The sequence below is a fragment of the Pseudomonas atacamensis genome (assembly GCF_017167965.1).
Taxonomy (GTDB): domain Bacteria; phylum Pseudomonadota; class Gammaproteobacteria; order Pseudomonadales; family Pseudomonadaceae; genus Aquipseudomonas; species Aquipseudomonas atacamensis.
In genome coordinates this window covers 5,189,173-5,212,779 of sequence record NZ_CP070503.1, presented here as the reverse complement: position 1 = coordinate 5,212,779, position 23,607 = coordinate 5,189,173, and the positions used below count along the sequence as shown (strand labels likewise).

The 23,607-nt window shown below is 59.6% G+C and carries 19 protein-coding genes, 1 other RNA gene and 3 pseudogenes; 9 read left to right on the top strand and 14 right to left on the bottom strand.

What is annotated here, in order from left to right:
• Nucleotides 1-60: 60 nt before the first annotated feature.
• The 11 genes and pseudogenes from JWU58_RS27635 to JWU58_RS23755 form a co-directional block, all read right to left on the bottom strand.
• Nucleotides 61-657, bottom strand: a pseudogene (locus JWU58_RS27635) (methyl-accepting chemotaxis protein); the annotation flags it as partial.
• Between the two features lie 261 nt (nt 658-918).
• Nucleotides 919-1,065 (bottom strand): annotated as a pseudogene (locus JWU58_RS27630) (HAMP domain-containing protein); the annotation flags it as partial.
• A 117-nt stretch (nt 1,066-1,182) separates the two neighbouring features.
• Nucleotides 1,183-1,947: pseudogene (locus JWU58_RS27625) on the bottom strand (methyl-accepting chemotaxis protein); the annotation flags it as partial.
• Between the two features lie 180 nt (nt 1,948-2,127).
• The gene (locus tag JWU58_RS23790; protein ID WP_206421072.1) at nt 2,128-2,715 is read right to left on the bottom strand and encodes a GNAT family N-acetyltransferase; all 588 of its coding nucleotides are present in this window, start codon (nt 2,713-2,715) and stop codon (nt 2,128-2,130) included.
• Between the two features lie 484 nt (nt 2,716-3,199).
• Nucleotides 3,200-3,588, bottom strand: a transfer-messenger RNA (tmRNA) gene (ssrA, locus tag JWU58_RS23785).
• Nucleotides 3,589-3,686: 98 nt separating this feature from the next.
• On the bottom strand, nt 3,687-3,965 hold the full coding sequence (locus tag JWU58_RS23780; RefSeq protein ID WP_076565773.1) for a hypothetical protein: 279 nt from the start codon (nt 3,963-3,965) through the stop codon (nt 3,687-3,689).
• Nucleotides 3,966-4,094: 129 nt separating this feature from the next.
• Nucleotides 4,095-6,905, bottom strand: coding sequence for an FAD-binding and (Fe-S)-binding domain-containing protein (locus JWU58_RS23775; protein ID WP_206421071.1), 2,811 nt, complete (start codon nt 6,903-6,905; stop codon nt 4,095-4,097).
• Nucleotides 6,902-7,573 (bottom strand): LutC/YkgG family protein, encoded by a 672-nt coding sequence (locus JWU58_RS23770; protein ID WP_206421070.1) that lies wholly within the window; start codon nt 7,571-7,573, stop codon nt 6,902-6,904. The genes JWU58_RS23775 and JWU58_RS23770 overlap by 4 nt, the downstream gene beginning before the upstream one ends.
• Nucleotides 7,570-9,027, bottom strand: coding sequence for a LutB/LldF family L-lactate oxidation iron-sulfur protein (locus JWU58_RS23765; RefSeq protein ID WP_041477924.1), 1,458 nt, complete (start codon nt 9,025-9,027; stop codon nt 7,570-7,572). The genes JWU58_RS23770 and JWU58_RS23765 overlap by 4 nt, the downstream gene beginning before the upstream one ends.
• A complete protein-coding gene (locus JWU58_RS23760; protein ID WP_016771777.1) occupies nt 9,024-9,848 on the bottom strand; it encodes a (Fe-S)-binding protein in 825 nt (274 codons plus the stop codon). Before JWU58_RS23760 ends, JWU58_RS23765 begins: the two co-directional genes overlap by 4 nt.
• Nucleotides 9,849-9,997: 149 nt before the next feature.
• Nucleotides 9,998-11,692 (bottom strand): lactate permease LctP family transporter, encoded by a 1,695-nt coding sequence (locus tag JWU58_RS23755; protein WP_016771776.1) that lies wholly within the window; start codon nt 11,690-11,692, stop codon nt 9,998-10,000.
• Between the two features lie 263 nt (nt 11,693-11,955).
• Between JWU58_RS23755 and JWU58_RS23750 the strand changes: the two genes are divergently transcribed.
• Nucleotides 11,956-12,723: an FCD domain-containing protein gene (locus JWU58_RS23750; RefSeq protein ID WP_206421069.1), complete on the top strand. Its 768-nt coding sequence runs from the start codon at nt 11,956-11,958 to the stop codon at nt 12,721-12,723.
• Nucleotides 12,724-12,858: 135 nt separating this feature from the next.
• Here the strand turns inward: JWU58_RS23750 and smpB are convergent, their stop codons facing one another.
• Entirely contained in the window at nt 12,859-13,341 is a 483-nt protein-coding gene (smpB, locus tag JWU58_RS23745) for an SsrA-binding protein SmpB (RefSeq protein WP_007953781.1), read from the bottom strand.
• A gap of 119 nt (nt 13,342-13,460) precedes the next feature.
• Here smpB and JWU58_RS23740 point away from each other — a divergent pair, with 119 nt between their 5' ends.
• The 3 genes from JWU58_RS23740 to JWU58_RS23730 are packed head-to-tail and all read left to right on the top strand — an operon-like array spanning nt 13,461 to nt 15,613.
• Entirely contained in the window at nt 13,461-14,864 is a 1,404-nt protein-coding gene (locus tag JWU58_RS23740; RefSeq protein ID WP_016771774.1) for a sodium-dependent transporter, read from the top strand.
• Between the two features lie 7 nt (nt 14,865-14,871).
• A complete protein-coding gene (locus JWU58_RS23735) occupies nt 14,872-15,306 on the top strand; it encodes a type II toxin-antitoxin system RatA family toxin (RefSeq protein ID WP_016771773.1) in 435 nt (144 codons plus the stop codon).
• Nucleotides 15,299-15,613, top strand: coding sequence for an RnfH family protein (locus JWU58_RS23730; RefSeq protein ID WP_016771772.1), 315 nt, complete (start codon nt 15,299-15,301; stop codon nt 15,611-15,613). Before JWU58_RS23735 ends, JWU58_RS23730 begins: the two co-directional genes overlap by 8 nt.
• A 61-nt stretch (nt 15,614-15,674) precedes the next feature.
• Here JWU58_RS23730 and JWU58_RS23725 read toward each other — a convergent pair whose 3' ends face one another.
• Entirely contained in the window at nt 15,675-16,202 is a 528-nt protein-coding gene (locus tag JWU58_RS23725; RefSeq protein ID WP_016771771.1) for an outer membrane protein assembly factor BamE, read from the bottom strand.
• Between the two features lie 97 nt (nt 16,203-16,299).
• Here JWU58_RS23725 and fur point away from each other — a divergent pair, with 97 nt between their 5' ends.
• The gene (gene fur, locus JWU58_RS23720) at nt 16,300-16,704 is read left to right on the top strand and encodes a ferric iron uptake transcriptional regulator (protein WP_016771770.1); all 405 of its coding nucleotides are present in this window, start codon (nt 16,300-16,302) and stop codon (nt 16,702-16,704) included.
• Nucleotides 16,705-16,780: 76 nt separating this feature from the next.
• Here fur and recN read toward each other — a convergent pair whose 3' ends face one another.
• Nucleotides 16,781-18,454 carry a DNA repair protein RecN gene (gene recN / locus JWU58_RS23715; protein ID WP_206421068.1) on the bottom strand — a complete coding sequence of 558 codons (1,674 nt, stop codon included), beginning with the start codon at nt 18,452-18,454 and terminating at the stop codon, nt 16,781-16,783.
• 240 nt (nt 18,455-18,694) lie between these two features.
• On the opposite strand from recN, the gene grpE reads away from it, so the two are divergent.
• The 4 genes from grpE (at nt 18,695) to dapB (ending at nt 23,515) form a co-directional block, all read left to right on the top strand.
• Complete coding sequence (gene grpE, locus JWU58_RS23710; RefSeq protein ID WP_039759570.1) at nt 18,695-19,261, top strand: nucleotide exchange factor GrpE; 567 nt, start codon at nt 18,695-18,697, stop codon at nt 19,259-19,261.
• Nucleotides 19,262-19,363: 102 nt separating this feature from the next.
• Nucleotides 19,364-21,280, top strand: coding sequence for a molecular chaperone DnaK (gene dnaK, locus JWU58_RS23705; RefSeq protein WP_042608859.1), 1,917 nt, complete (start codon nt 19,364-19,366; stop codon nt 21,278-21,280).
• Between the two features lie 297 nt (nt 21,281-21,577).
• Nucleotides 21,578-22,702 (top strand): molecular chaperone DnaJ, encoded by a 1,125-nt coding sequence (gene dnaJ / locus JWU58_RS23700; protein WP_016771767.1) that lies wholly within the window; start codon nt 21,578-21,580, stop codon nt 22,700-22,702.
• 9 nt (nt 22,703-22,711) lie between these two features.
• A complete protein-coding gene (dapB, locus tag JWU58_RS23695) occupies nt 22,712-23,515 on the top strand; it encodes a 4-hydroxy-tetrahydrodipicolinate reductase (protein ID WP_123443366.1) in 804 nt (267 codons plus the stop codon).
• Nucleotides 23,516-23,607 lie beyond the last annotated feature (92 nt).

Sequence of the window (23,607 nt, the reverse complement as noted above, 5' to 3'; positions counted from 1 at the left end):
GAAAACCTGTGGGAGCGGGCTTGCCCGCGATTCGATTTCAGCTTCAGCGCAAGACTAACGTCAAACGCGGAAATGGCTGACCATCTGCTGCAACTGACCACCCAACCGCGCCAGTTCAACACTCGACGCTGCCGTCTCATCACTCGCCGCTGCGGTCTGCTCGGACACGTCACGGACGTTGATGATGCTGCGGCTGATCTCTTCGGCCACGGCGCTTTGCTGTTCGGCAGCGGCGGCGATCTGCTGGTTCATCGACTGGATGTTCGACACCGTGCGGGTGATGTTTTCCAGCGAGGCGCCGGCCTTGCGCGTCAGGGCGACGCTGCTGTCGGTCAGCGCGCGGCTGTTGTTCATCACTGCCGAAACCTGCTGGGTGCCGTTCTGCAGACCGGCGACCAGACCTTCGATTTCCTCGGTGGATTTCTGCGTGCGTTGAGCCAAACCGCGCACTTCGTCAGCAACCACAGCAAATCCACGCCCGGCTTCACCGGCACGCGCTGCTTCGATCGCGGCGTTGAGTGCGAGCAGGTTGGTCTGTTCGGCGACAGCCTTGATCACGTCCATGACGCTGCCGATCTTGTCGCTTTCCTGTTGCAGCACGCTCATCGCTTCGGTCGAACGCACCACTTCGCTGGCCAGACGCTCGATCTGTGCGATGGCCTCATTCACCACCTTGTCACCTTCACGGGCCTCGCCGTCCGCAGCAGCGGCGGCTTGCGACGCTTCTTCGGCGTTGCGCGCAACTTCCTGCACGGTGGCAGTCATTTCGTGCATGGCGGTGGCGACCTGATCGGTCTCGACTTTCTGGCTGTTCACACCGGCGCTGGTCTGCTCGGTCACGGCCGACAACTCTTCAGCGGCGCTGGCGATCTGAGTGACGCCGTCGCGGATGCCACTGATCAAATCACGCAGGGTCACGCCCATGCGCGCAATGCCTTGCTGCAACACGCCGAGTTCATCGCGACGGGTAACGGTGACATTCTGGGTCAGGTCGCCGCTGGCGATGCGCTCGACCACGGCCAGGGTTTCCTGCAACGGACGGGTGATCTGACGGGTGATGATCACTGCTGCAATCACGCCAACCAGCAGCGCCAGCAACGTGCTGATCAACTGGAAGGTGCGCGCCTGGGCGCTTTCAGCATCACGGCGATCGAGCTGAATCTGGTACAGCTGCTCGCTCAGGGCGACGATGGTGTTGCCCTGATCGGTCATTTCCTTACGCGCCTGCACCGCATCGGTGTTGGCGTTCTTGTACGCCATCAACGCGCCGCGATAGCTGGTCAGCGCGGTTTCCAATTGGCGCAAGGCATCCTGCTGAGTCGCGGCAAATTGCGCATTCAGTGGCTTGAGGCTGGCGATGGCCGCGTCGATCTGGCCGACGGCTTTCTGCTCGGTCTCGGCGTTGCTGGTCGCGGTGTAACCACGCACTTCATAGCGCGCGAGGATGAACGCTTCCTTCGCCGCAGTAACCGCCTGGAACTGCTCGAAACGCTGATCGCTCAACTCCAACTGCTGCACGCGCTGGCTGATCGATTCGATCAGGTTGTAGGCGGTCTGGGCGTTGGCGCTCATGGTGTCGCGCGCGCTGTTGCCGGTGCGATAGGCGTTGCGCATTTTGTTCAGCGAGGTCTGGTATTCAGCGATGGTCGCGGCCTGCTGCTTGAGCAGTTTGACGTTCTCCGGACTCTTGAATTTGCTGATCAACGCCTGCTGCTGAGCGGCGAAACTTTCCAGGGTGGTCTGCACATTCTGCGCGGCGGTTTCGTCGCCATTGGTCAGCATGTATTGCAGGCGCACCACGCGCAGTTTGGTCAGGCCGGCGTTGAGCTGGGTGATATCGCTCATCCAGTTGCTGCGGTCGATCAGGCCGCCGAGACTGGTCCAGCCGGTCAGCGCCAGAACGCAGGTCAGGGCCAGCACCAGGCCGAAGCCCAGGCCGAGTTTCATGTTCACGCTGATGTTACCGAACCAGCTATTCATGCAAATCCTCCAGAAACGTTGGGTTTCTTGGTCGTCAGTTAAGCTGGAAGATTGTTGTTCTTTTGAGCCAGCAGGGGTGTTAGCAGGTCTGTATCGGCCGCAAACCCGAGAGCTGAAAGGATTTTTGTCTGACAGGTTTCGCGCAACTCAACCGAGGCGCCGCGACCAGCGCTGATCCGGCGCCTCGAACCCCGGATTGACCAGCGCCGTCAGCACATGATCCTGCCAACGCCCGGCAATGTTCAGATACGCCTTCGCATAGCCCTCACGCTCAAAACCCAAACGCTCAAGCAACCGCGCACTGCGCTCATTGCCCGGAATGTAATTGGCCATGATCCGATGCAGATTCTGCACATCGAACATATAACCAATCCCCGCCTCCAGCCCCTCCTGCATCAAACCCTGCCCCTGATGCGCCTCATCGATGTGATAACCCAAATAACACGCCTGAAACGCCCCACGAATAATCCCGCTGAAATTGCACGCCCCGATCATCTGCTGACCGTCCGCCGACAGCAGCGCGAAATGCATGGCTAACCCGGCTTCGAAAGCACTGGCCTGGATCTCGAGGCGACGGCGGATGTTGGCGGTGGAGAAGTAATCGGTGGTGCGGATGGGCGACCAGCGCGCCAGGTGCCGCTGGTTGCGTAGGTAGAACGCGCTTTCGAGCTCGGCTTGATCGGGAGAGAGGATCGCCAGGGTCAGGCGCGGGCAGGGCAGGGATAACAGCGGCATCGAACGCTCCTTGGCGAGGGATCTGCTGGCAGAGTCGCGCATATGCTGGGGAGCGGCAAGATATGGAGAAGCCGAGGCGAAAAAAAGCCCGCTAGGAGCGCGGGCGAACCGTAGTTTCTTGAATGAGCGGGGGGATTTTATCGGTTCGCGGGACGGAGTGCGGTGAAGAAAAATTCATCGTGCTGGGCGGTGGGCTCGACGTGTTTGTTGACGGGAATATACCAATCACCAGATGCGACGAAGCCCGCATTGGGCGGGCTCTGTCGTTGAGGGTCGATGGGCCTCGAACCGTTGGTTCGGACTCGTAACTGAAGGCCGTCGCCGCCGGTCAATATGTATTCCGAAATTTCAGTCAGTGGGCTTGGAATACATTTCAAAATGGATCTGCCTGAAACGCTGTGGAGCCCAATAGCCCTGAAACCCCCGTATTTACTGGATTTCAGGCACAAAAAAAGACGTCCGTGGACGTCTTTAGATGATGAAGTGGTGGAGCCGGGGGGATTTGAACCCCCGTCCGCCAGTACTCCGCTGTCGGTACTACATGCGTAGCCGTGTCTATTAAGTTAACCCTCAGCGACCCGACGGGCAGGGTGCTTTGGGCGAGTTGTGTAAGTTTTAGCCGCTTCGTCCACAACGTACTGCACGGCGATTCTGTTCTATATGACAATCATTTCGGGTTTACAGACATCCCCTGATGATTGCTGGACCCGAAGGTACCAGGAGCATTGTCAGCTGCAATTAAGCAGCGAGAGCAACACCGTATTGGTCGTCATTGGCAACTATAAGTAGTTGCAACAGTGGATTTACGACTTCTGTTACCAAGTCGGCATGCACCTAGAGTTTCGCAACCGGCGTCGAATCCTAAACGGCCCCGAACTCATTGCCCGGTGAATCTGTTCGGGCAACAAGCGTGCACAGTGTACGTCAAAACGCTTGGCAGGCCAACCCGCAGGTTGGCCCGTCAGCATGGATCAGTTGTTGGTGCCGGTCGATTTACGCAGTTCCACGATGGTTTGCGAGGTTTCGGCAACGCAGTCGTCGATTTTGCCTTCGGCTTTCAGCGCTTGGGCCTTGCTCACGCTGGTTTCGGCGCGCTGGCTCAATTCCGGATTCGCCGACAACTGCCCTTTGGCGTTGTTGATTGTCTGGATGTTGGCATCGCACAGATCGGCAGGCTTGTCTGCGGCGAACGAAGTGGACGCCATCATCGAGGCAGTAACGAACAGACCTAACAGTACAGAACGCTTCATGTGTATCTCCTTGAACTGAGGGATCCAGGCTTCGCTGACCGCTGGGCGAGCCACCGAATGGAGGAAAAGCCCCGATTTGTCGGGGCCTGTTCTGTGGATTGCCGTCTCGCTCAAGAGTTCTATTTTTTTTCAGACGGCCTTTGCGCGTGTCACCCGATCCACCAGATAAACCAGTCCGTGGTAGTTGATGCCACCGTGCTGGGTGAGGCCGATTTCGCACGTGCGGCTGGTGGAAATGCCCTCGTTGCAATGCTGCACGGCGTCCTTGAGCGTACGCAGTGAATGGCTGTTCAGCTCCGGTGTGGTGAAGCCTTTGTCGCCGGCAAATCCGCAGCAATGTATGCCTTCAGGAATCACCACGGTGTTGCTGCATTTGCGCGCCAGATCGATCAGCGCCTGGCTTTCGCCCAAGTGTTGAGTGCTGCAGGTCACGTGGACGGCAATCGGCGCTTCCTGGGGTGTGAAGTCCAGACGATCCAGCAGATGCGTACGGATGAAGCGCACCGGATCGTACAGATCCAGTCGTGTTTCGCCGATGTCCTGAACCAGTCGCAACGTACACGGGCTGGTGTCGCAATAGATCGGATCGAGGCCGCCGCGACTGGCGTGGAGCAGGGCGCTGATCAGTTCCTGGCGCTTGTGCTCGGCCTGTCCGACGTAGCCCTTGGCGGCGAACGGCTGACCGCAGCAGAGGTTGTCCTGATTGTCGGGGAAGACTACCTGGTAACCGGCCTTTTCCAGCAGACCACGAGTTTTGTCGTACAGCGACATCTGTTCTTTGTCGCCCGCCGCCGGGCCCATGACCCGCGATACGCAAGCTGCCAGATAAACCACACGCGGGCGCTCGTCCGAAACGCTCGGGCTGAAGCGAATGGCTTTTTCCGGCTGGGGCATGGCGTTGGTCCACAACGGCACCTGGCCTTTGGACAAGCGCGTCAGCGTCGCCGACAACTTCGCCAGACGCGGTGCGCCGAGCATCATCCGCGCACCGTTGGCGACGTGCAGGGTGAAGCGCGCGCCTTGCAGGGTCTTGGCGAAATTTCCTTCGATCCAGTCAGCGGTTTTCTGATGCGTGGCGTGTCGGCCACGGAGCTTTTTCACCAGTTCGCCGGTGTTGATGCCTACAGGGCAGCGTTGCGCGCACAGGCCGGTCGCGGCGCAGGTGTCGATGCCTTGGTAGTCGTAGGCTTTTTCCAGTTCGGTGGTGTCGACGCCGGCGCGTTTTTTCGCCTGGATATCGCGCCAGATGACGATGCGCTGGCGCGGGCTCAAGGTCAGGCCTTTCGATGGGCAGACCGGTTCGCAGAAACCGCACTCGATGCACTTATCCACAATCTCGTCCGCCGCCGGCAGCGGTTTCAGGTGCTTGAGGTGGATCTGCGGATCTTCGCTGAGCACCACGTCCGGATTGAGAATGCCGTTGGGGTCGAGCAGGCGTTTGAGCTGCCACATCAGTTGATAGGCGTCGCTGCCCCATTCCAGCTCCACGAACGGCGCCATGTTGCGCCCGGTGCCGTGTTCGGCCTTCAGCGAGCCGCCGAACTCCACGGCGACCAGTTGCGCGACATCGTCCATGAACGCTTGGTAGCGTGCGATTTCTGCCGGGCTGTTGAAGCCTTGGGTGAAGACGAAGTGCAGATTGCCTTCCAGTGCGTGTCCGAAAAGGATCGCTTCGTCGTAGGCATGTTTGTCGAACAGCTCGATCAGGCGATTGACGCCGATGGCCAGTTGTTCGACCGGGAAGGTCACGTCTTCGATAATCACCGTGGTGCCGGTTTTGCGCACGGCGCCGACGGCGGGGAAGGTGTCTTTGCGGATGGCCCAGAGGCGGGCGTTTTCCACCGGATCTTCGGTGAAGTCGACCTGCTTCTCGACGGGGAAATCGCGCAGGGACGCCATGATTTGTGCCCGTTGTTCCTGCAGCAATGTCGACGAAGCGGCGCGGGATTCGATGAGCAGCGCGCAGGCATTTTCCGACAGAAGCTGTACGAAAGCGGGCATGCCTTTTTTGTCCTGCACCGAGCGCAGACTGCGTCGGTCGAGCAACTCCACCGCTGACACTGGTTGGCTTTTCAGCACGGTCACCGCGTTGCAGCAGGTTTCGACATCAGGGAACACGATCAGCGCCGAGGCCTTGTTCGGGTGATCGATGACGGTGTCGTAAGTCACCGCGCTGATGAAACCGAGCGTGCCTTCGGAGCCGACCAGCAGGTGGCTCAGGATATCCACAGGCTCGTCGAAATCCACCAGGGCGTTGAGCGACAGGCCGGTGGTATTTTTCAGACGGTATTTGTGGCGGATTCTTGCGGCCAGTTCGGCGTTGGCGCGGGTCTCGCGACCTAATGTCGCCAAGCGTTCGAGCAGGTCGCCGTGGCTGGAGCGAAATGCCGCGACGCTGGCAGGGTCTTCGCTGTCGAGGCGCGTGCCGTCGGCCAGCACCAAGCGAATCCCGGCCAAGGTGTGATAGGTATTCTGCGCAGTACCACAGCACATGCCGCTCGCGTTGTTGGCGACGATGCCGCCGATCTTGCAGGCATTGATCGACGCCGGATCCGGGCCGATCTTGCGCCCGAACGGTGCCAGCCAGGCATTGGCCTGCGCGCCGATCACGCCCGGTTGCAGGCGGATCTGCGTGCCCTGGCCGCGAATCTCGCGGGCGTTCCAGTTATCCCCAAGCACGATCAGCACGGAATCGCTGATCGCCTGCCCGGACAGGCTGGTGCCGGCAGCGCGGAAGGTCACCGGCACCTTGTCGCGCTGGGCCAGTTGCAGCAACGCCACGACTTCGTCTTCAGACTCGACGCGGATCACCAGTTTCGGAATCAGCCGATAGAAACTGGCGTCGGTGCCAAAGGCCAGGGTCGACAGCGGGTCGTCGAAGCGCCGGTCTGCTGGAATCAGTTGCTCGGCATCACGCAGGAAAGCAGCAGGAAGATTCATTGATCCTCCAGAATCAGCACGACCAGATCTTTCGGGCCATGCGCGCCATACGCCAGGACCTGTTCAATATCGGCAGTCTTCGACGGGCCGGAGACCAGCAGCGCGTTGGTCGGCATGCCTTGCGCCCATTCGAATTCCTGTTGCACCTGATAGAAGTTGTCGCGGATTTCGCTAGCCTTGAGCAGGGCGAAATGCACCGGCGGCACCAGGCTCATCAAGCGCGGTTCCTCACGGGTAGGCCAGATGATCAGGCTGCCGGTTGCGGCGATGGCACCGAGGGTGCCAGTGAGGCTGGCCGGGGTGTCGTTGAACAGCTCGGCTTTCCACTCTTCCATTGGCCGGTCGTAGGACTTCAGTTCTGGCAGCTCGGGATTGTTCGCCCAGTGCTGGGTGATGCGTTGCCCGTGAGTTGTTGTCGGAGCGATCAGCAGGCTCGGCAACTGGCGGTCACGCAGCAGTTGCGCCAGTAATGCCGGCCACTCGGCGCCCGAGGTCAGGTGGATTTCGGTGTGCACCGCCTCCATCAGTTTGCGCAGTTGCGGGATGCGTTGCTCGGCGCTGTAGGTGTAGGGCTGGGTGACCAGATCGACATCGAAGTTGTCGGCAATTGGCGTGGTGCCGGTCAGACTTTTCCGCAGTTTGCCGAGGATATTTTGCTTGGCGCTCATCGACGCTCTCCCTGTTTGGCCAGATGCTCGCGGGCCATGTCATGCAACGAACGCGCGGCCGGTTTTGGCGCGCTGTGGTTTTGCGTCCATGGGCCGACATTGCTCGGCGTAAGGGCGCGCAGGCGCGTGGCGAAAAAAGCGAACAAGCGGTACAGCGTCGGCGAGCTGTTGAGTCTGGCCCAGGCGTTCCAGATGAAGCGCTCCTTGCGCGAATACTTGCTGCCCTGGCCGCGCATCACCTGATTCGGTGCGTCCGGGGCTTTGACGTTTTCCTCGCGCAGACGGCGCAGGATCGCCGGGATCGGAATTTTCACCGGGCAGACTTCACCGCAGGCGCCGCACAGTGAGGACGCGCTCGGGTGGTCCGGGACCTTGGCCAGGCCGACCATGTGCGGGGTGATGATTTTGCCAATCGGCCCCGGGTAGACCTCGCCATAAGTGTGGCCGCCGACGCGGGTGTAAACCGGGCAATGATTCATGCAGGCGCCGCAGCGGATGCAGTTCAGGGTCTGGCGCAATTCACTGTCGGCGAAAGCCTGGCTGCGACCGTTGTCGAGCAGGACCAGATGCACTTCCTGCGGGCCATCGAGTTCGTGTTCCTTGCGCGGGCCGGAGATCATGTTGACGTAAGTGGTGATCGGAATGCCCAGCGCCGAGCGCGTCAGCAGTGACAGCAGCGGCACCACGTCGCGCAGGTTTTCCACGACTTTTTCGATGCCGGTGACGGCGATATGCACCGGCGGCACGGTGGTGGTCATGCGCCCGTTGCCTTCGTTTTCCACCAGCAGCAGGGTGCCGGTTTCGGCGACGGCGAAGTTGACGCCGGAGACGCCGATGTCGGCTTCGAAGAATTTCTGCCGCAGGACCCTGCGACCGATCTGAATGAGTTGGTCAACGTCCTTGGTGTATTCCACGCCAAGTTTGTCGTGGAACAAGGACGCGACCTGACCGGCATTCTTGTGGATCGCCGGCATAATGATGTGTGAAGGCTTCTCGTGGTCGAGCTGGACGATGTACTCCCCCATGTCGGACTCCAGACATTCAATGTCCCGAGCCTCGAGGAAATGGTTCATCTCCATCTCTTCGCTGACCATCGATTTGCCCTTGATCACTTGCCGCGCCTCGTGAGCGCGGATGATCGACAGGACGATGCCATTGGCCTCGTCCACCGTTTCCGCCCAGTGCACTGTCACACCGTTGCGGGTCAGGTTCTGTTCCAGTTGCTCGAGCAGGTCGGGCAACTTGGACAGCGCGCGGGCCTTGATCGAATTGCCCAGTGCGCGCAAGTGTTCTCTTTCGTGGGCATCGCTGAAAGCCGCTGCCCGCTTGGTCATCAGTGAATCCATGGCAGTGCGGAAGTTGTTCCGCAGCTGCTGATCACCCAGGGCATTGTGTGCCCGGGTGCGGAAATCTTCTTCTACGGCGACCGTAGGAATAATCGTCGAGGTGCTCATTGCGCACCTCCGGTTCGCTGCCAGAGGAAGCTCGCCAGATGTTGCCCGCGCAACGCTTGCTGCTGTTTCTCCAGAGCGCCGTTGATGTTCATCAAACAGCCGCAGTCGGCACTCAGTACCTTGTGCGCGCCGGACTCCTTCAGCGCGCGGGTCTTGTCAGCCACCATCGCGCCGGAAATGTCTGGCATACGGACGCTGAATGTCCCACCGAAGCCACAGCATTCGCTTTCGTGGTCGTGATTAACCCGCTCCACGTTGCTCAACTGCGCCAACAACTCGCGGCCGTGCAGGTGGGTGTTCATTTCGCGGCGTGCCGAACACGAGGTGTGCAGCGCGACTTTCACCGGTTCGCCGCTGTCCTTGAGCTGCACCTTGCAGACGAACAGCAGAAACTCGGCCAATTCATAGGTGCGCGCTGCGAGCGCCTGCACCTGTTTCAACGTCTCCGGCTCGTCCTTGAACAAGTCGGCGTAATGCTCGCGCAGCATGCCGGCGCAGGAACCCGACGGCACCACCACCGGATAATCGCCGGCAAACAACGCCAGTTGCGAGCGCGCTACCGTCCGCGCCTGCTCGGTGTAGCCTGAGGTGTAGGCCGGTTGGCCGCAGCAGCTCTGCCCTTGCGGATACTCGACCCGAATCCCTTCGCGCTCCAGCAGATGGATCGCGTCCATCCCGGCTTCGGGGTAGAACAGGTCGACCACACACGTGCCGAACAGGTAGACCCGCGACGGTTTCTCGCTGGGGTATTGCCGAGGTTCGGGCAGTGGCGGTGCCACGCGGGTCGCGTTCGGCACAGCGTTGTAAAAAAGCTCGCTCATCAGGCGTGTCTCCGGGGAGGCCCGGTTATCCGTCTGCTGCGGCTGCCGAATATAAAGCGCATTGCTTTCAGCAGCCTTACAGACCCGGTGGTGAATTGCTGACGCCGGATCACGGGCCGGCGTCGGTTATTTCCATACTTCTTGTAGTCTTAGTGCACCAGCATGCCGGTGAACCAGTAGGCCTGAGCCAAGGTGATCAAACCGACAATCGTTGCAAAGAATAGGCTGTGCTTGAGGGTGAAGCGGAACAGATCCGATTCCTTGCCGACCAGACCGGTCGCGGCGCAGGCCACGGCGATCGATTGCGGCGAGATCATCTTGCCGGTCACGCCGCCGCTGGTATTGGCCGCCACCAGCAAAGTGTCGTTGACGCCGATCTGGTGTGCGGTGGTCGCTTGCAACGAACTGAACAGCGCGTTCGACGACGTATCCGAACCGGTGAGGAACACGCCCAGCCAACCGAGGAACGGCGAGAAGAACGGGAACGCGGCGCCAGTACCCGCCAGCACCAGGGCCATGGTCGACGACATGCCGGAGTAGTTGGTGACAAAGGCGAACGCCAGCACCATGCCGATCGACAGGATTGGCCAGCGCAGTTCGTAGAAGGTCTCTTTCAAAGTGGTCAGACCAGTTTTGAAATTGATCTTCAGCACCAGCATCGAAATCAGCGCGGAGAAGAAAATCGCCGTGCCGGTGGCGGAAATCGGATCGAGCTTGAACACCGCTGGAATGGCAGTCGGATTGGCCACGATCGGCGCAGTCTTGATCACCAGTTGATCAAGGTGCGGAATCGCGAAGTTGAACACCCAGCTGTACATCGAGCCGCCGGCAGCGAACATGGCTTTGAAAGGCTTCAGCGTCCAGATCGTCACCAGCACAGTGAGGATCAGGAACGGCGACCACGCCTTGAAAATTTCCCCGAGGCTGTAGGGCGAAGCCACGGTGGTGCGCTTCTGGCCGAAACCGCCGACGCTGGCGCTGACCACCGAAGCGGACACGGCGCCAACGATGTGCTGGCCGGCGGCGCGACGTGGTTGCCAGACCTTGAGGAATAGGGTCAGGGAAATCAGGCTGGCCAGTGCCGAGGTGATGTCCGGCAGTTCCGGGCCGATGAAGTTGGAAGTGAAGTATTGGGTGATGGCGAAACTCAGACCTGCCACCAGCGCGGCCGGCCAGGTTTCGCGCACACCGCGCAGGCCGTCCATCATGAACACCAGCCAGAACGGTACGAACAGCGACAGCAGTGGCAGCTGGCGACCGGTCATGGCGCCGATCTTGAAGGCGTCGATGCCAGTGACCTGGCCCGCCACGATGATCGGAATCCCCAGCGCGCCAAATGCCACCGGCGCGGTGTTGGCGATCAGGCACAGGCCGGCGGCGTACAGCGGATTGAAGCCCAGTCCTACAAGGAGTGCGGCAGTAATCGCGACCGGCGCGCCGAATCCGGCAGCACCTTCCAGAAATGCGCCGAAGCAGAAACCGATCAGCAACACCTGCAAGCGCTGGTCATCGGTGATCGACAGGACCGAGCTGCGGATGACCTCGAACTGACCGCTTTTTACCGTCAGTTTGTAGAGGAACACCGCTGCGACAATGATCCAGGCAATCGGCCACAGGCCATAAGCGAAACCGTAACCAGCGGCGGCGAAGGCCATGTCCACTGGCATCTGGAAGGCGAAAATCGCCACGGCAATCGATAGCGCGAGGGTGATGCTGCCGGCCACATGGCCTTTGAGACGGAACACCGCCAGGGCAAGAAAGAAGAACACGATGGGAATGACGGCCGCGAGAGCGGAGACGCCAAGACTGCCGAGCGGGCTGTAGAGCTGTTGCCAGGTTTGCATGGTGGGGTGGCCCCTAATTGTTGTTGGTCAGGCACTGTAAGCAATCTTGGATAATTGGTAAGACCAATTTACAAGCGCTGTCGGCTAGGGTAAAAGCCTTGGTGGCGGTGTGTCAATTTGCCGCTCTGAAACTTTCGTCGAAGATGCGGTGCAGAGCGCAACTGATCCGCCTTGGCGAAGTGGTGTCTGGCAGGTGTCGGCGGCGCGCGGATAGGCCAGAATAGACACCCCGGCGAGCGGTCGGGATCGTGGAGAAATGAGTTATGGGCTTTGATCAGATACGTCAGCGCCGTTTGTCTGACGATATTGTCGAGCGCCTCGAAGGGATGATCCTTGAGGGCACGCTGAAGTCGGGCGAGCGGTTGCCGGCCGAGCGCACGCTGGCCGAACAATTTGGCGTATCACGCCCGTCGTTGCGCGAGGCGATTCAGAAACTGGCGGCCAAAGGCTTGCTGGTCAGTCGCCAGGGCGGCGGCAATTATGTGGTGGAGAGCCTGGGGTCGACGTTCAGCGATCCACTGCTGCAATTGCTTGAAAGCAATCCCGAAGCGCAACGTGATTTGCTCGAATTCCGGCACACCCTGGAGGCATCGTGCGCCTACTACGCCGCATTGCGCGCCACCGATGTTGATCGCGAGCGCCTGACCGCTGCGTTCGAAGAGCTGCAGGATTGCTACTCGCGTCACGAAGAAGTCAGCCGGGCGGAAGAGGGTGCGGCGGATGCGAAGTTTCATCTGGCGATTGCAGAGGCCAGCCATAACGCGGTGTTGCTGCACACGATTCGCGGCTTGTTCGATCTGCTCAAGCGCAACGTCGTGACCAACATCGGCGGCATGTACAAGCAGCGTACGGAAACCCGCGACATGCTGATCTCGCAGCATCGAGAATTGTATCTGGCGATTATCGAAGGGCGTGCCGAGCAGGCGCGGGAAGTGTCCAGCCGACATATTTTGTATGTGCAGGAGGTGCTGGAAGAGGTGCGTCAGGAGGTGCAGCGCATGGCTCGGGCGGAGCGGCGCAAGGGGATGTAGTCAGTTAGTTCTGCAAACGATCGTTCCCACGCTCTGCGTGGGAATACAGCAATGGACGCTCTGCGTCCGCATTGTGACGCGGAGCGTCACGGGATGCATTCCCACGCAGAGCGTGGGAGCGATCAGGGTGGAAAACTAATCTTCCTTGCCCTTGTTGCGCACCGCACGCTGCAATTCACGACCGGCATCGCGCTCGCGCTCGGTATCACGCTTGTCGTATTCCTTCTTGCCCTTGCCCAGAGCGATCTCGCACTTGACCATGTGCTTGCTCCAGTACCAGGACAGGCAGACGCAGGCGTAACCCTTTTGCTGCACGGCGGCGGCGAGCTTGTCCAGCTCGCGGCGGTTGAGCAGCAGTTTGCGTGTGCGCACCGGGTCGGCGATGACGTGAGTGCTTGCGGTCATCAACGGCGTGATGTGGCTGCCGAGCAACCATGCTTCGCCATCCTTGAGCAGCACATAGCTGTCGACCAGCTGCAACTTGCTCGCCCGCAGACTTTTTACTTCCCAGCCGGCCAGGACCAGACCAGCCTCGAACTTGTGCTCGATGAAGTAATCGTGTCGCGCCTTTTTGTTCTGCGCGATGGTCCCTGTTGGGTGTTTCTTCTGTTTAGCCATAGGGGCGGCATTATATGGAGTTGTTAGGCTGTCGGCTACGGTGTTGCTGCGTGCTTGAGCAGGTTGAGTGAATCCCGGACAATGCGGCCTCTTTTTCTAACGCTTGGGCGTGATAAACGATGTCGACAGACAAGGTTTCTGTCCACGGCAGTTGGGCTAGCCGCTGGGTATTCATACTCGCCGCGACCGGTTCGGCCGTGGGACTGGGTAGTATCTGGAAGTTCCCCTACATGGTCGGGGTCTACGGCGGCGGTGCCTTTGTGCTGATGTTCCTGGCGTGCATCGCGCTTATCGGTGTCCCGGTCATGCTCGCGGAAACCCTGATCGGCCGGCGCGCCCGGCAAAGTCCGGCGAATGCCCTGAAGGTGTTGGCACTGGAAGCCGGGCACTCGGCGAAATGGTCGTGGGGCGCGTTTGCCGGGATGATCACGGCCCTGCTGATTCTTTCTTTCTACAGTGTGGTCGGCGGCTGGTCGCTGGATTACATCGTCGACATGGGCCGTGGCGATTTCCAGGGCGCGACGGCCGATCAGGTCGGCGCCTATTTCGGCAATGTCATCTCCAATCCATGGCGCCTGACACTTTGGCACACGATTTTCATGCTGCTGTCGGCCTTCGTGATCGCCAAAGGCGTGGTCGCCGGGCTTGAACGCAGCCTGCGAATCATGATGCCGCTGCTGTTCGTGATGATTCTGGTGCTGCTGGGTTACAGCATGACCACCGGGCATTTCATGGAAGGCGTGCATTTCATGTTCGACTTCCACCCGGAAAAAGTCCTCGACGGCCTGCTGCCAGCGATGGGGCACGCGTTCTTTTCGCTGAGCGTCGGCGTTGGTTCGATCATGATCTACGGCGCCTACATGCCGAAGAACACCTCGCTGTCGGGCACGGTGGTCGGCGTTGCGCTGCTGGATACTTTCGTATCGCTGGTGGCCGGTCTGGCATTGTTTCCAATTGTATTTGCTGCTGGCTTGAACCCAAGCGAAGGCCCGGGGCTGATGTTCGTCAGCCTGCCGTTTGCTTTTGGTAACGTCTTTTTCGGCCAGTTGATGGGCGTGGTGTTCTTTGTGCTGGTCGCGGTGGCTGCCTGGAGTTCGGCTATTTCGCTACTCGAACCGATGGTGGCTTACCTGGTTGAACGCACTAAAATCAGCCGCATCTGGGTGACGTTCTGGCTGGCGTTCACCTGCTGGTTCGTTGGTCTGGGCACGGTGTTTTCTTTCAATATCTGGAAGGAAGCCAAGTTTTTCGTGAACGAAGGCGGGGCGTTCAGCCTCTATCAATGGGGTGCGCAGAGCGGTCTCGACTTCTTCGGCGTGATCGATTTCTTCACCTCGCGGATCATGTTGCCCCTTGGTGGCTTGTGTTTCGTGCTGTTCGCGGGATGGGTAATGGGGCGTGAAGCGGTGCGGGATGAATTGTCCATCCGTAACCCGGTTCTATTTGCCCTGTCCCTGTTCTTGATGCGCTACGTGGCGCCTATCGGCATTCTTGTAGTCTTTGCCGCTCAGCTCTGGAAGTAACGCTTACATGACGACACATATCCAACGATCCGCGCTCCTGCCGTACCCGGCGCAGTTTCTCTACGACCTGGTCAACGACGTCGCGCGTTACCCGGAGTTTCTGCCGTGGTGCTCGGAGGCTGAAGTGCTGGAAAGCTCCCCGGAACACATGCGCGCCAGTGTCGGCGTAGCGAAGGGCGGCCTCAGTCAGCATTTCGTCACGCGCAATACGCTGGTGCCGGGGCAGTCGATCGAGATGAATCTTGAAGAAGGCCCGTTCACTCAGTTGCACGGCATCTGGGTATTCAAGGCGCTGAACGAAAAGGCCTGCAAGATCAGTCTGGATCTGTCGTTCGATTATGCCGGGCCGTTGGTGCGCGCTACGTTGGGCCCGCTGTTCAATCAGGCGGCTAACCAGCTGGTGGATGCTTTCTGTCAGCGCGCCAAGCAGATGCATGGTTAAGCCGGTGATCGAGATAGAAGTCGTGTACGCGGCGGTTGATCGCCAGGTTCTGCGTGCGATCAGCGTCGCTGAAGGAGTCAGCGTTCGGGCGGCGGTGCACGCATCGGGCATCGCGGCCGAGTTTCCTGAGCTGAATCTGGCGCAGTGCCCGCTGGGGATTTTTGGCAAGGTCGTGGCTGACGCGGATTCTCGCCCTGTTCAGGCGGGCGACCGGATCGAAATTTATCGACCGCTGCTGGCTGATCCCAAAGAAGTTCGACGTTTGCGCGCGGCCAAGGCTGCCGAGGCCAAAGCACGTAATTCTTGATCAGACCAAACGGCAGGCAATAAAAAACCCGGAATGTCCGGGTTTTTTATTGCCTCGCCTATTACTGCGGCGAGGTGTCCAGCGGCTCTGGCGTCGGAACCGGTACGGTTTCCACACCATCGACGTCCTTTTGGATCTGATCCAGCAAGGAGCCCGGTTTGGCTGGTTTTTCAGCTTCTGGCTTGTCGGCGTTTTCAGCAGGCGCGGTCACGGTAGTACCGCTGTCCTTGCCGAGAATGGCTTCATCACGGCTCACGCCGGGCATGAAGTCACCGGACAGGCTGACAAGTTGGTCGTTGGAATTGAAGATAACGCTGATTCGTTCCTGCTGGCGTTCACCGCCACCCGGTTGCAGGCTGTACAGATAATCCCAGCGATCGGCATGGAACGTGTCGGCAAGCAGAGGGTTGCCCATGATAAACCGTACTTGCGGCCGGGTCATTCCCGGGCGTAACTGGTCTATCATGTCCTGCGTGACGACATTGCCCTGCTGGATGTCGATTTTGTAAACCCCGGGGAATGAACAACCGGCGAGTGCGAGCAGTCCCACAAAGGTGAAACTGGTTAGCAAGAGCTTGGTGTTTTGCATCGGTGGGCGACTTCCACTATCTTGGCTGGGACAACGTAAACGCCGATCATACCCGCATTAAGAGAAGCTGCGAAGCAGCATCGCGAGAAAGCTGACCATGGTTGAAAATAGCGAACTACGCAAAGCCGGCCTCAAAGTGACCCTGCCACGGGTCAAGATCCTGCAAATGCTCGACTCTACCGAGCAGCGCCACATGAGTGCCGAGGACGTCTACAAGGCGTTGATGGAAGCTGGTGAGGACGTTGGTCTGGCCACGGTTTACCGTGTTCTGACCCAGTTCGAAGCGGCCGGCCTCGTGGTCCGCCACAACTTCGACGGCGGCCACGCGGTCTTCGAACTGGCTGACGGTGGCCACCATGACCATATGGTCAACGTGGAATCGGGTGAAGTGATCGAATTCTTCGACGAAGAAATCGAAAAACTTCAGAAATCGATCGTCGAGAAGCATGGCTTCGAAATGGTTGATCACAACCTAGTGCTGTACGTGCGCAAGAAAAAGTAAGCATGTCGCGCGAATTTCACATTCGCGAAACGAGCGAAGGCGACCCAAGGGTCGCCTTCGTGCTTTCTACTATTTGTTACGCCTTGGCGGTCACCACCATTTTTTTCGCGTGAGCCAGGGATTCCTTGGTCAGATCGATGCCGCCGAGCATGCGCGCGACTTCTTCGATGCGCTCGTTCTTTGTGAGCTTGGCGACAGCGGTGTGAGTCGCCTTCTCGTCGCGAACCTTGTGCACGAACAGATGCTGATGCCCTTGCGCCGCCACTTGCGGCAAGTGCGTCACGGTCAGGACCTGGCCGCGATCACCGAGACGGCGCAGTAACTGGCCGACAATCTCGGCAGTCGGGCCGCCAATACCTACGTCCACTTCGTCGAACACCAGGGTCGGCACGCGGGAGGTCTGGGCGGTAATGACCTGAATCGCCAGACTGATCCGCGACAGCTCACCACCGGAGGCAACTTTTGCCAGCGCCTTGAGCGGTTGACCGGGGTTGGCGCTGACCAGCAGTTCGACCTGTTCCAGCCCGTTCGGCAGCAACTCGTCGCTGCTGTTGGCTTTCAGTTCGATGGAAAAGCGGCCGCCGGGCATGCCCAGGCGCTGGATTTCCTGCTCCACCGCACTGGCGAGACTGCCGGCCGCCTGATGACGAAGGTCGCTCAGCTCGCGGGCTTTCTCTTGGTAGTGGCGGGCGTAGGACGCCAGTTCTTCACCCAGGCGCTCGACGGATTCATCATTGGCGTTGAGGGTTTCGATTTCATCCAGCAGCTTCTGCTGCATCTCGCCGACTTCGGTCGGCTGAATCCGGTGTTTGCGCGCCAGGGTGTAGATCGCGTCGAGACGTTCTTCCTGGTATTGCAGCCGAGCCGGGTCGGCATCGAAGTTATCGAGGAAACGGTTGAGTTCGCCGACTGCTTCTTCCACCTGAATCTGCGCGCTGGTCAGCAGACTGCTGGCTTCACCCAGCGCACCCACCGAACTGTTCACGCTGGACAGACGATTGAGGCTGGCGGTCAGCGCATTCAGCACATTCCCGGAATCGCTTTCGCTGCATTGCTCGACCACTTGCCGGCAAATGCCCAGCAAGGTTTCGGCGTTGGTCAGGTTCTTGTGTTCCTGCTCCAGTTGCTCCAGTTCGTTTTCGCCGAGACCGAGGTTTTCCAGTTCTTCGAGCTGATAGCTGAGCAGTTGATGGCGTGCGCGTTGTTCGTCGCCAGAGTTGGAAAGGCGCTCCAGTTCCTGGCGAGTCTGGCGCCAGCGCTGTGCGGCCAGTTGCACCTGACGCGCCAGATCGGTCGCGCCGGCGTATTCGTCGAGCAGGCGGCGATGGGTGTCGGTCTTCAACAGCGACTGATGTTCGTGCTGGCTGTGGATATCGATCAGCAGCTCGCCGAGGGCTTTGAGGTCGCCAAGCGGGCAGGGCGTGCCGTTGATATAACCGCGCGAACGACCTTCCGAGGTGATGACCCGGCGCAGGATGCACGGCCCGTCGTTTTCCAGATCGCGCTCGGCCAGCCAGGCGCTGGCTTCGGGGATATCAGCAAGATCGAAGGTGGCAAGAATGTCGGCTTTGTCAGCGCCCGGGCGAACCACGCCGCTGTCGGCGCGATCACCCAGGGTGAGGCCCAGGGCGTCGAGCATGATCGACTTGCCGGCGCCGGTTTCCCCTGTGATCACGCTCATCCCGCGATCAAGTTCGAGATCGAGATTTTCAACGATGGCGTAGTTATGTACGGACAGGTGCACCAGCATAAAGGCAGCTCCCAGGCTTGAGGTCTGGTTATTTATACAGTGTTTTGTTCAGGCCTGACAATGCCCGCCTTTAGCTCGATTTGCTTGATCAGAAAGTTTTCTTAGCGCATTCAAGAATGAGTATTCAGCACTTTTTTGTAGGGACAATTGTTTTCAGCCCTTGAAGCCTGATTTTGCGGCCCCATATATCGGGGCAGAAGCGCGAGTCAGGCTCGCGGACGAAATTGAAAGGAGAATTCTATGGCTGACGAACAGACAGTAGATACGCAAAACCCAGATGCCAATCAGGCGCCCGAAGGCTCGGGTGACGACCTGGCGACCCGTGTGCAAGTGCTCGAAGAGCAATTGGCCGCCGCGCAGGATCAGTCTCTGCGTGTTGCTGCCGATCTGCAGAACGTTCGCCGCCGTGCCGAGCAGGACGTCGAGAAGGCGCACAAGTTTGCCCTGGAAAAATTCGCCAGCGACCTGCTGCCGATCGTCGACAGCCTGGAGCGCGGCCTTGAGCTGTCGAGCCCGGACGACGAAAGCATCCGCCCGATGCGCGAAGGTATCGAGCTGACCCTGAAAATGTTCCACGACACCCTCAAGCGCTACCAGCTTGAAGCGATCGATCCGCATGGCGAACCGTTCAACGCCGTTCACCATCAGGCGATGGCCATGCAGGAAAGTGCCGACGTCGAGCCGAACAGCGTGTTGAAGGTTTTCCAGAAGGGCTACCAGCTCAATGGTCGCCTGCTGCGCCCGGCGATGGTCGTGGTCAGCAAGGCGCCGGCACCGGTTTCGCCTTCGATTGACGAGCAGGCTTGAAATCAGCCGCAAGGCCCCCATTTAGAAGTCAAGCGTTTAAGTGCTACCGCAGTCAGCCACCACTGCTGCGGCAACAAAATCCAAAGTTTCGGGAGAGTGAACATGGGCAAAATTATCGGTATCGACCTGGGGACTACCAACTCCTGCGTCTCCGTGCTGGAAAACGGCAAAGCCAAAGTTATTGAAAACGCTGAAGGCGCGCGTACCACGCCGTCGATCATCGCTTACGCCAACGATGGCGAAATTCTGGTAGGTCAGTCGGCCAAGCGTCAGGCTGTAACCAACCCGCACAACACCCTGTACGCGGTAAAGCGTCTGATCGGTCGTCGTTTCGACGAAGAAGTTGTGCAGAAAGATATCCAGATGGTCCCTTACAAGATCGTCAAGGCTGACAACAACGACGCCTGGGTAGAAGTGAACGGCCAGAAAATGGCACCGCCACAAATCTCGGCTGAAATTCTGAAGAAGATGAAGAAGACCGCCGAAGACTACCTCGGCGAGGCAGTGACCGAAGCGGTGATCACCGTTCCGGCTTACTTCAATGACAGCCAGCGTCAGGCCACCAAAGACGCCGGCCGCATCGCGGGTCTGGACGTAAAACGTATCATCAACGAACCAACCGCAGCCGCTCTGGCTTACGGTATGGACAAGGCCAAGGGCGATCACACCGTGATCGTTTATGACCTGGGTGGCGGTACCTTCGACGTTTCCGTGATCGAGATCGCTGAAGTTGACGGTGAGCACCAGTTCGAAGTGTTGGCCACCAACGGTGACACCTTCCTCGGCGGTGAAGACTTCGACATTCGTCTGATCGACTACCTCGTTGACGAATTCAAGAAAGAAAGCGGCATGAACCTCAAAGGTGACCCGCTGGCGATGCAGCGTCTGAAAGAAGCCGCTGAGAAAGCCAAGATCGAGCTGTCGTCCGCTCAGTCGACCGACGTCAACCTGCCGTACATCACTGCAGACGCGACCGGTCCTAAGCACCTGAACGTGAAGATCTCGCGTGCCAAGCTCGAAGCACTGGTTGAAGACCTGGTTCAGCGCACCATCGAACCTTGCCGCATTGCCATGAAAGACGCCGGTATCGACGTCAGCGCGATCAACGACGTGATTCTGGTCGGTGGTCAGACTCGTATGCCGCTGGTACAGAAGCTGGTTACCGATTTCTTCGGTAAAGAAGCACGTAAAGACGTCAACCCGGACGAAGCTGTTGCCATGGGTGCTGCGATTCAGGGCGCTGTTCTGGCCGGTGACGTGAAAGACGTACTGCTGCTCGACGTCAGCCCGCTGACCCTGGGTATCGAAACCATGGGTGGCGTGATGACCGCGCTGATCGAGAAAAACACCACGATTCCTACCAAGAAATCGCAAGTGTTCTCGACTGCCGACGACAACCAGGGCGCTGTGACCATTCACGTTCTGCAAGGTGAGCGCAAGCAAGCCGCACAGAACAAATCGCTGGGCAAGTTCGACCTGGCCGACATTCCACCAGCTCCACGTGGCGTGCCGCAGATCGAAGTGACCTTCGACATCGACGCCAACGGCATCCTGCACGTCGGCGCGAAAGACAAGGCTACCGGCAAGACCCAGTCGATCGTGATCAAGGCCAACTCCGGTCTGTCCGACGAAGAAATCGAGCGCATGGTGCGTGACGCCGAGGCGAATGCCGAGGAAGACCGCAAGTTCGAAGAGCTGGCCGCTGCCCGTAACCAGGGTGACGCACTGGTGCACTCGACTCGCAAGATGATCGCTGACGCGGGCGACAAGGTCACCGCCGAAGAGAAGACTGCAATCGAAGCTGCTGTGGTTGCGCTGGAAGCCGCCGTCAAAGGCGACGACAAGGCTGCCATCGAAGCCAAGGTTGAAGAGCTGTCGAAAGTCTCCGCTCCGGTTGCTCAGAAGATGTACGCCGAACAGGCTCAGCCAGCTGATGGCGCGGCCCCGCAAGGCGAATCGGCTGAGAAGGCTGACGATGTTGTCGACGCCGAGTTCGAAGAAGTCAAAGACCACAAGTAAGTTGTTGGTCGCCCGGTTGACTGCCTTGCGGCGGTGACTGGTAGGATGTCGCCGCGCGGGAGCTTGCCTCCCGCGTTGGCGTATCTGGAATACGTGAATTTTTACAGCATGCGACACCGTTCGGATGTTGGCGGTATGGCCGGGAATGCTCCTGCTTTTCGCGCCGCAGATACCGCATCAATCAAGACCAGGATCGTTGAATTGACGTGAGTTGGGTCCGGGCCTTAATGGGGGCTCAACGAGTTTGGCGAGGCTCAGGAGGGGTTTGCCGAACGTCCTTAAGAGTGCAAAGAACTTATGGCAAAGCGTGACTATTACGAAGTATTGGGTGTCGAGCGGGGCACGAGCGAAGCGGACCTGAAGAAGGCCTATCGCCGCCTGGCCATGAAGCACCACCCCGACCGTAATCCCGGCGACAAAGCTTCGGAAGAAGCATTCAAAGAGGCCAACGAGGCCTATGAAGTGTTGTCCGACGCCAGCAAGCGCGCGGCATACGATCAGTACGGTCATGCCGGCGTTGATCCGAGCATGGGCGGCGGCGGTGCCGGTTTCGGTGGTCAGAACTTCTCGGACATCTTCGGCGATGTCTTCAGTGATTTCTTCGGTGGCGGTCGCGGCGGTGCCCGTGGCGGCGCTCAGCGTGGCAGCGATCTGCGCTACACCCTGGAGCTGAATCTGGAAGAAGCGGTGCGCGGTACGTCGGTGAATATCCGCGTTCCGACACTGGTCAACTGTAAGCCGTGCGATGGTTCCGGCGCCAAGAAAGGCTCGTCGCCGACGACGTGCCCGACCTGCGGCGGCATCGGTCAGGTGCGCATGCAGCAGGGCTTCTTCTCGGTGCAGCAGACCTGCCCGCGCTGCCATGGCCAGGGCAAGATCATTTCCGATCCGTGCGACTCCTGCCACGGCGACGGTCGTGTCGAAGAGTACAAAACCCTGTCGGTCAAAGTGCCTGCCGGTGTTGATACTGGCGACCGTATTCGTCTGTCCGGCGAAGGCGAGGCGGGTACTCAGGGCGGGCCTACTGGCGACCTGTACGTTGTGATCAATGTGCGCGAACACGACATCTTCCAGCGTGACGGCAAGCATCTGTTCTGCGAAGTGCCGATCAGCTTCGTCGACGCTGCACTGGGCGGCGAGCTGGAAATTCCGACCCTCGACGGTCGCGTCAAACTGAAAATCCCCGAAGGCACGCAGACCGGCAAGCAGTTTCGCGTACGCGGCAAAGGCGTTGCGCCAGTGCGTGGCGGCGGTGCCGGCGACCTGATGTGCCGTGTCGCTGTGGAAACGCCGGTCAACCTCAACCGTCGTCAGCGTGAACTGCTGGAAGAATTCCGCAGTTCCCTGGCCGACGACAACAGCCACTCGCCGAAAACCACCGGTTGGTTCGACGGTGTGAAGCGTTTCTTCGGCGATTTGTAAGGAGTCGGCATGCGACGTATTGCAGTGATGGGCGCCGCCGGGCGCATGGGCAAGACCCTGATTGAAGCGGTGCAGCAGACGCCGGGCGCCGGTCTGACGGCGGCGGTCGATCGTCCCGACAGCACGCTGGTTGGTGCGGATGCCGGTGAGCTGGCAGCGCTGGGCCGTATCGGCGTGCCGCTGTCAGGTGATCTGGATCGTGTGGTCGAAGAGTTCGATGTGCTGATCGACTTCACTCACCCGACCGTGACCCTGAAGAATCTCGCGTTCTGCCGCAAACACGGCAAAGCGATGATCATCGGCACCACCGGTTTCAGTGTTGAAGAGAAGCAATTGCTGGCCGATGCGGGCAAGGACATTCCGATCGTCTTCGCCGCCAACTTCAGCGTCGGCGTCAACCTGTGCCTGAAGTTGCTCGACACCGCCGCGCGCGTACTGGGCGACGATGTCGATATCGAGATCATGGAAGCCCATCACCGGCACAAGGTCGATGCACCGTCCGGTACGGCTGTGCGCATGGGTGAAGTGATTGCCGATGCCCTGGGGCGTGATCTGAAGAAGGTCGCGGTCTACGGTCGTGAAGGCCAGACCGGTGCGCGTGAGCGTGAAACCATTGGTTTCGCCACCGTGCGTGCTGGCGACATCGTTGGTGATCACACCGTGGTGTTCGCTGCCGATGGCGAGCGCGTCGAGATCACCCACAAGGCATCGAGCCGCATGACCTTCGCCAAGGGCGCGGTGCGTGCGGCGCTGTGGCTGGACGGTCGCGAGCCGGGCCTGTACGACATGCAAGACGTGCTCGACCTGCGTTGAGTCGTTGCTGAACCCGGCGCTAACGTCCCGTTTTGCGCCGGTTTTTACCGCTTGGCGACGACCTGTCGCATTCTCCGGCCTTTAAGGCTCTT

Bases quoted from the DNA above. Each gene is read 5' to 3' on its own strand.
- fur (WP_016771770.1), top strand. From the start codon at position 16,300: ATGGTTGAAAATAGCGAACTACGCAAAGCCGGCCTCAAAGTGACCCTG.
- dapB (WP_123443366.1), top strand. From the start codon at position 22,712: ATGCGACGTATTGCAGTGATGGGCGCCGCCGGGCGCATGGGCAAGACC.
- grpE (WP_039759570.1), top strand. From the start codon at position 18,695: ATGGCTGACGAACAGACAGTAGATACGCAAAACCCAGATGCCAATCAG.
- JWU58_RS23755 (WP_016771776.1), bottom strand. From the start codon at position 11,692: ATGCAAACCTGGCAACAGCTCTACAGCCCGCTCGGCAGTCTTGGCGTC.
- JWU58_RS23780 (WP_076565773.1), bottom strand. From the start codon at position 3,965: ATGAAGCGTTCTGTACTGTTAGGTCTGTTCGTTACTGCCTCGATGATG.
- JWU58_RS23770 (WP_206421070.1), bottom strand. From the start codon at position 7,573: ATGAGCGCCAAGCAAAATATCCTCGGCAAACTGCGGAAAAGTCTGACC.
- JWU58_RS23750 (WP_206421069.1), top strand. From the start codon at position 11,956: ATGGGCTTTGATCAGATACGTCAGCGCCGTTTGTCTGACGATATTGTC.
- JWU58_RS23725 (WP_016771771.1), bottom strand. From the start codon at position 16,202: ATGCAAAACACCAAGCTCTTGCTAACCAGTTTCACCTTTGTGGGACTG.
- dnaK (WP_042608859.1), top strand. From the start codon at position 19,364: ATGGGCAAAATTATCGGTATCGACCTGGGGACTACCAACTCCTGCGTC.
- JWU58_RS23790 (WP_206421072.1), bottom strand. From the start codon at position 2,715: ATGCCGCTGTTATCCCTGCCCTGCCCGCGCCTGACCCTGGCGATCCTC.
- JWU58_RS23730 (WP_016771772.1), top strand. From the start codon at position 15,299: ATGGTTAAGCCGGTGATCGAGATAGAAGTCGTGTACGCGGCGGTTGAT.
- JWU58_RS23775 (WP_206421071.1), bottom strand. From the start codon at position 6,905: ATGAATCTTCCTGCTGCTTTCCTGCGTGATGCCGAGCAACTGATTCCA.
- smpB (WP_007953781.1), bottom strand. From the start codon at position 13,341: ATGGCTAAACAGAAGAAACACCCAACAGGGACCATCGCGCAGAACAAA.
- recN (WP_206421068.1), bottom strand. From the start codon at position 18,454: ATGCTGGTGCACCTGTCCGTACATAACTACGCCATCGTTGAAAATCTC.
- JWU58_RS23740 (WP_016771774.1), top strand. From the start codon at position 13,461: ATGTCGACAGACAAGGTTTCTGTCCACGGCAGTTGGGCTAGCCGCTGG.
- JWU58_RS23760 (WP_016771777.1), bottom strand. From the start codon at position 9,848: ATGAGCGAGCTTTTTTACAACGCTGTGCCGAACGCGACCCGCGTGGCA.
- JWU58_RS23765 (WP_041477924.1), bottom strand. From the start codon at position 9,027: ATGAGCACCTCGACGATTATTCCTACGGTCGCCGTAGAAGAAGATTTC.
- dnaJ (WP_016771767.1), top strand. From the start codon at position 21,578: ATGGCAAAGCGTGACTATTACGAAGTATTGGGTGTCGAGCGGGGCACG.
- JWU58_RS23735 (WP_016771773.1), top strand. From the start codon at position 14,872: ATGACGACACATATCCAACGATCCGCGCTCCTGCCGTACCCGGCGCAG.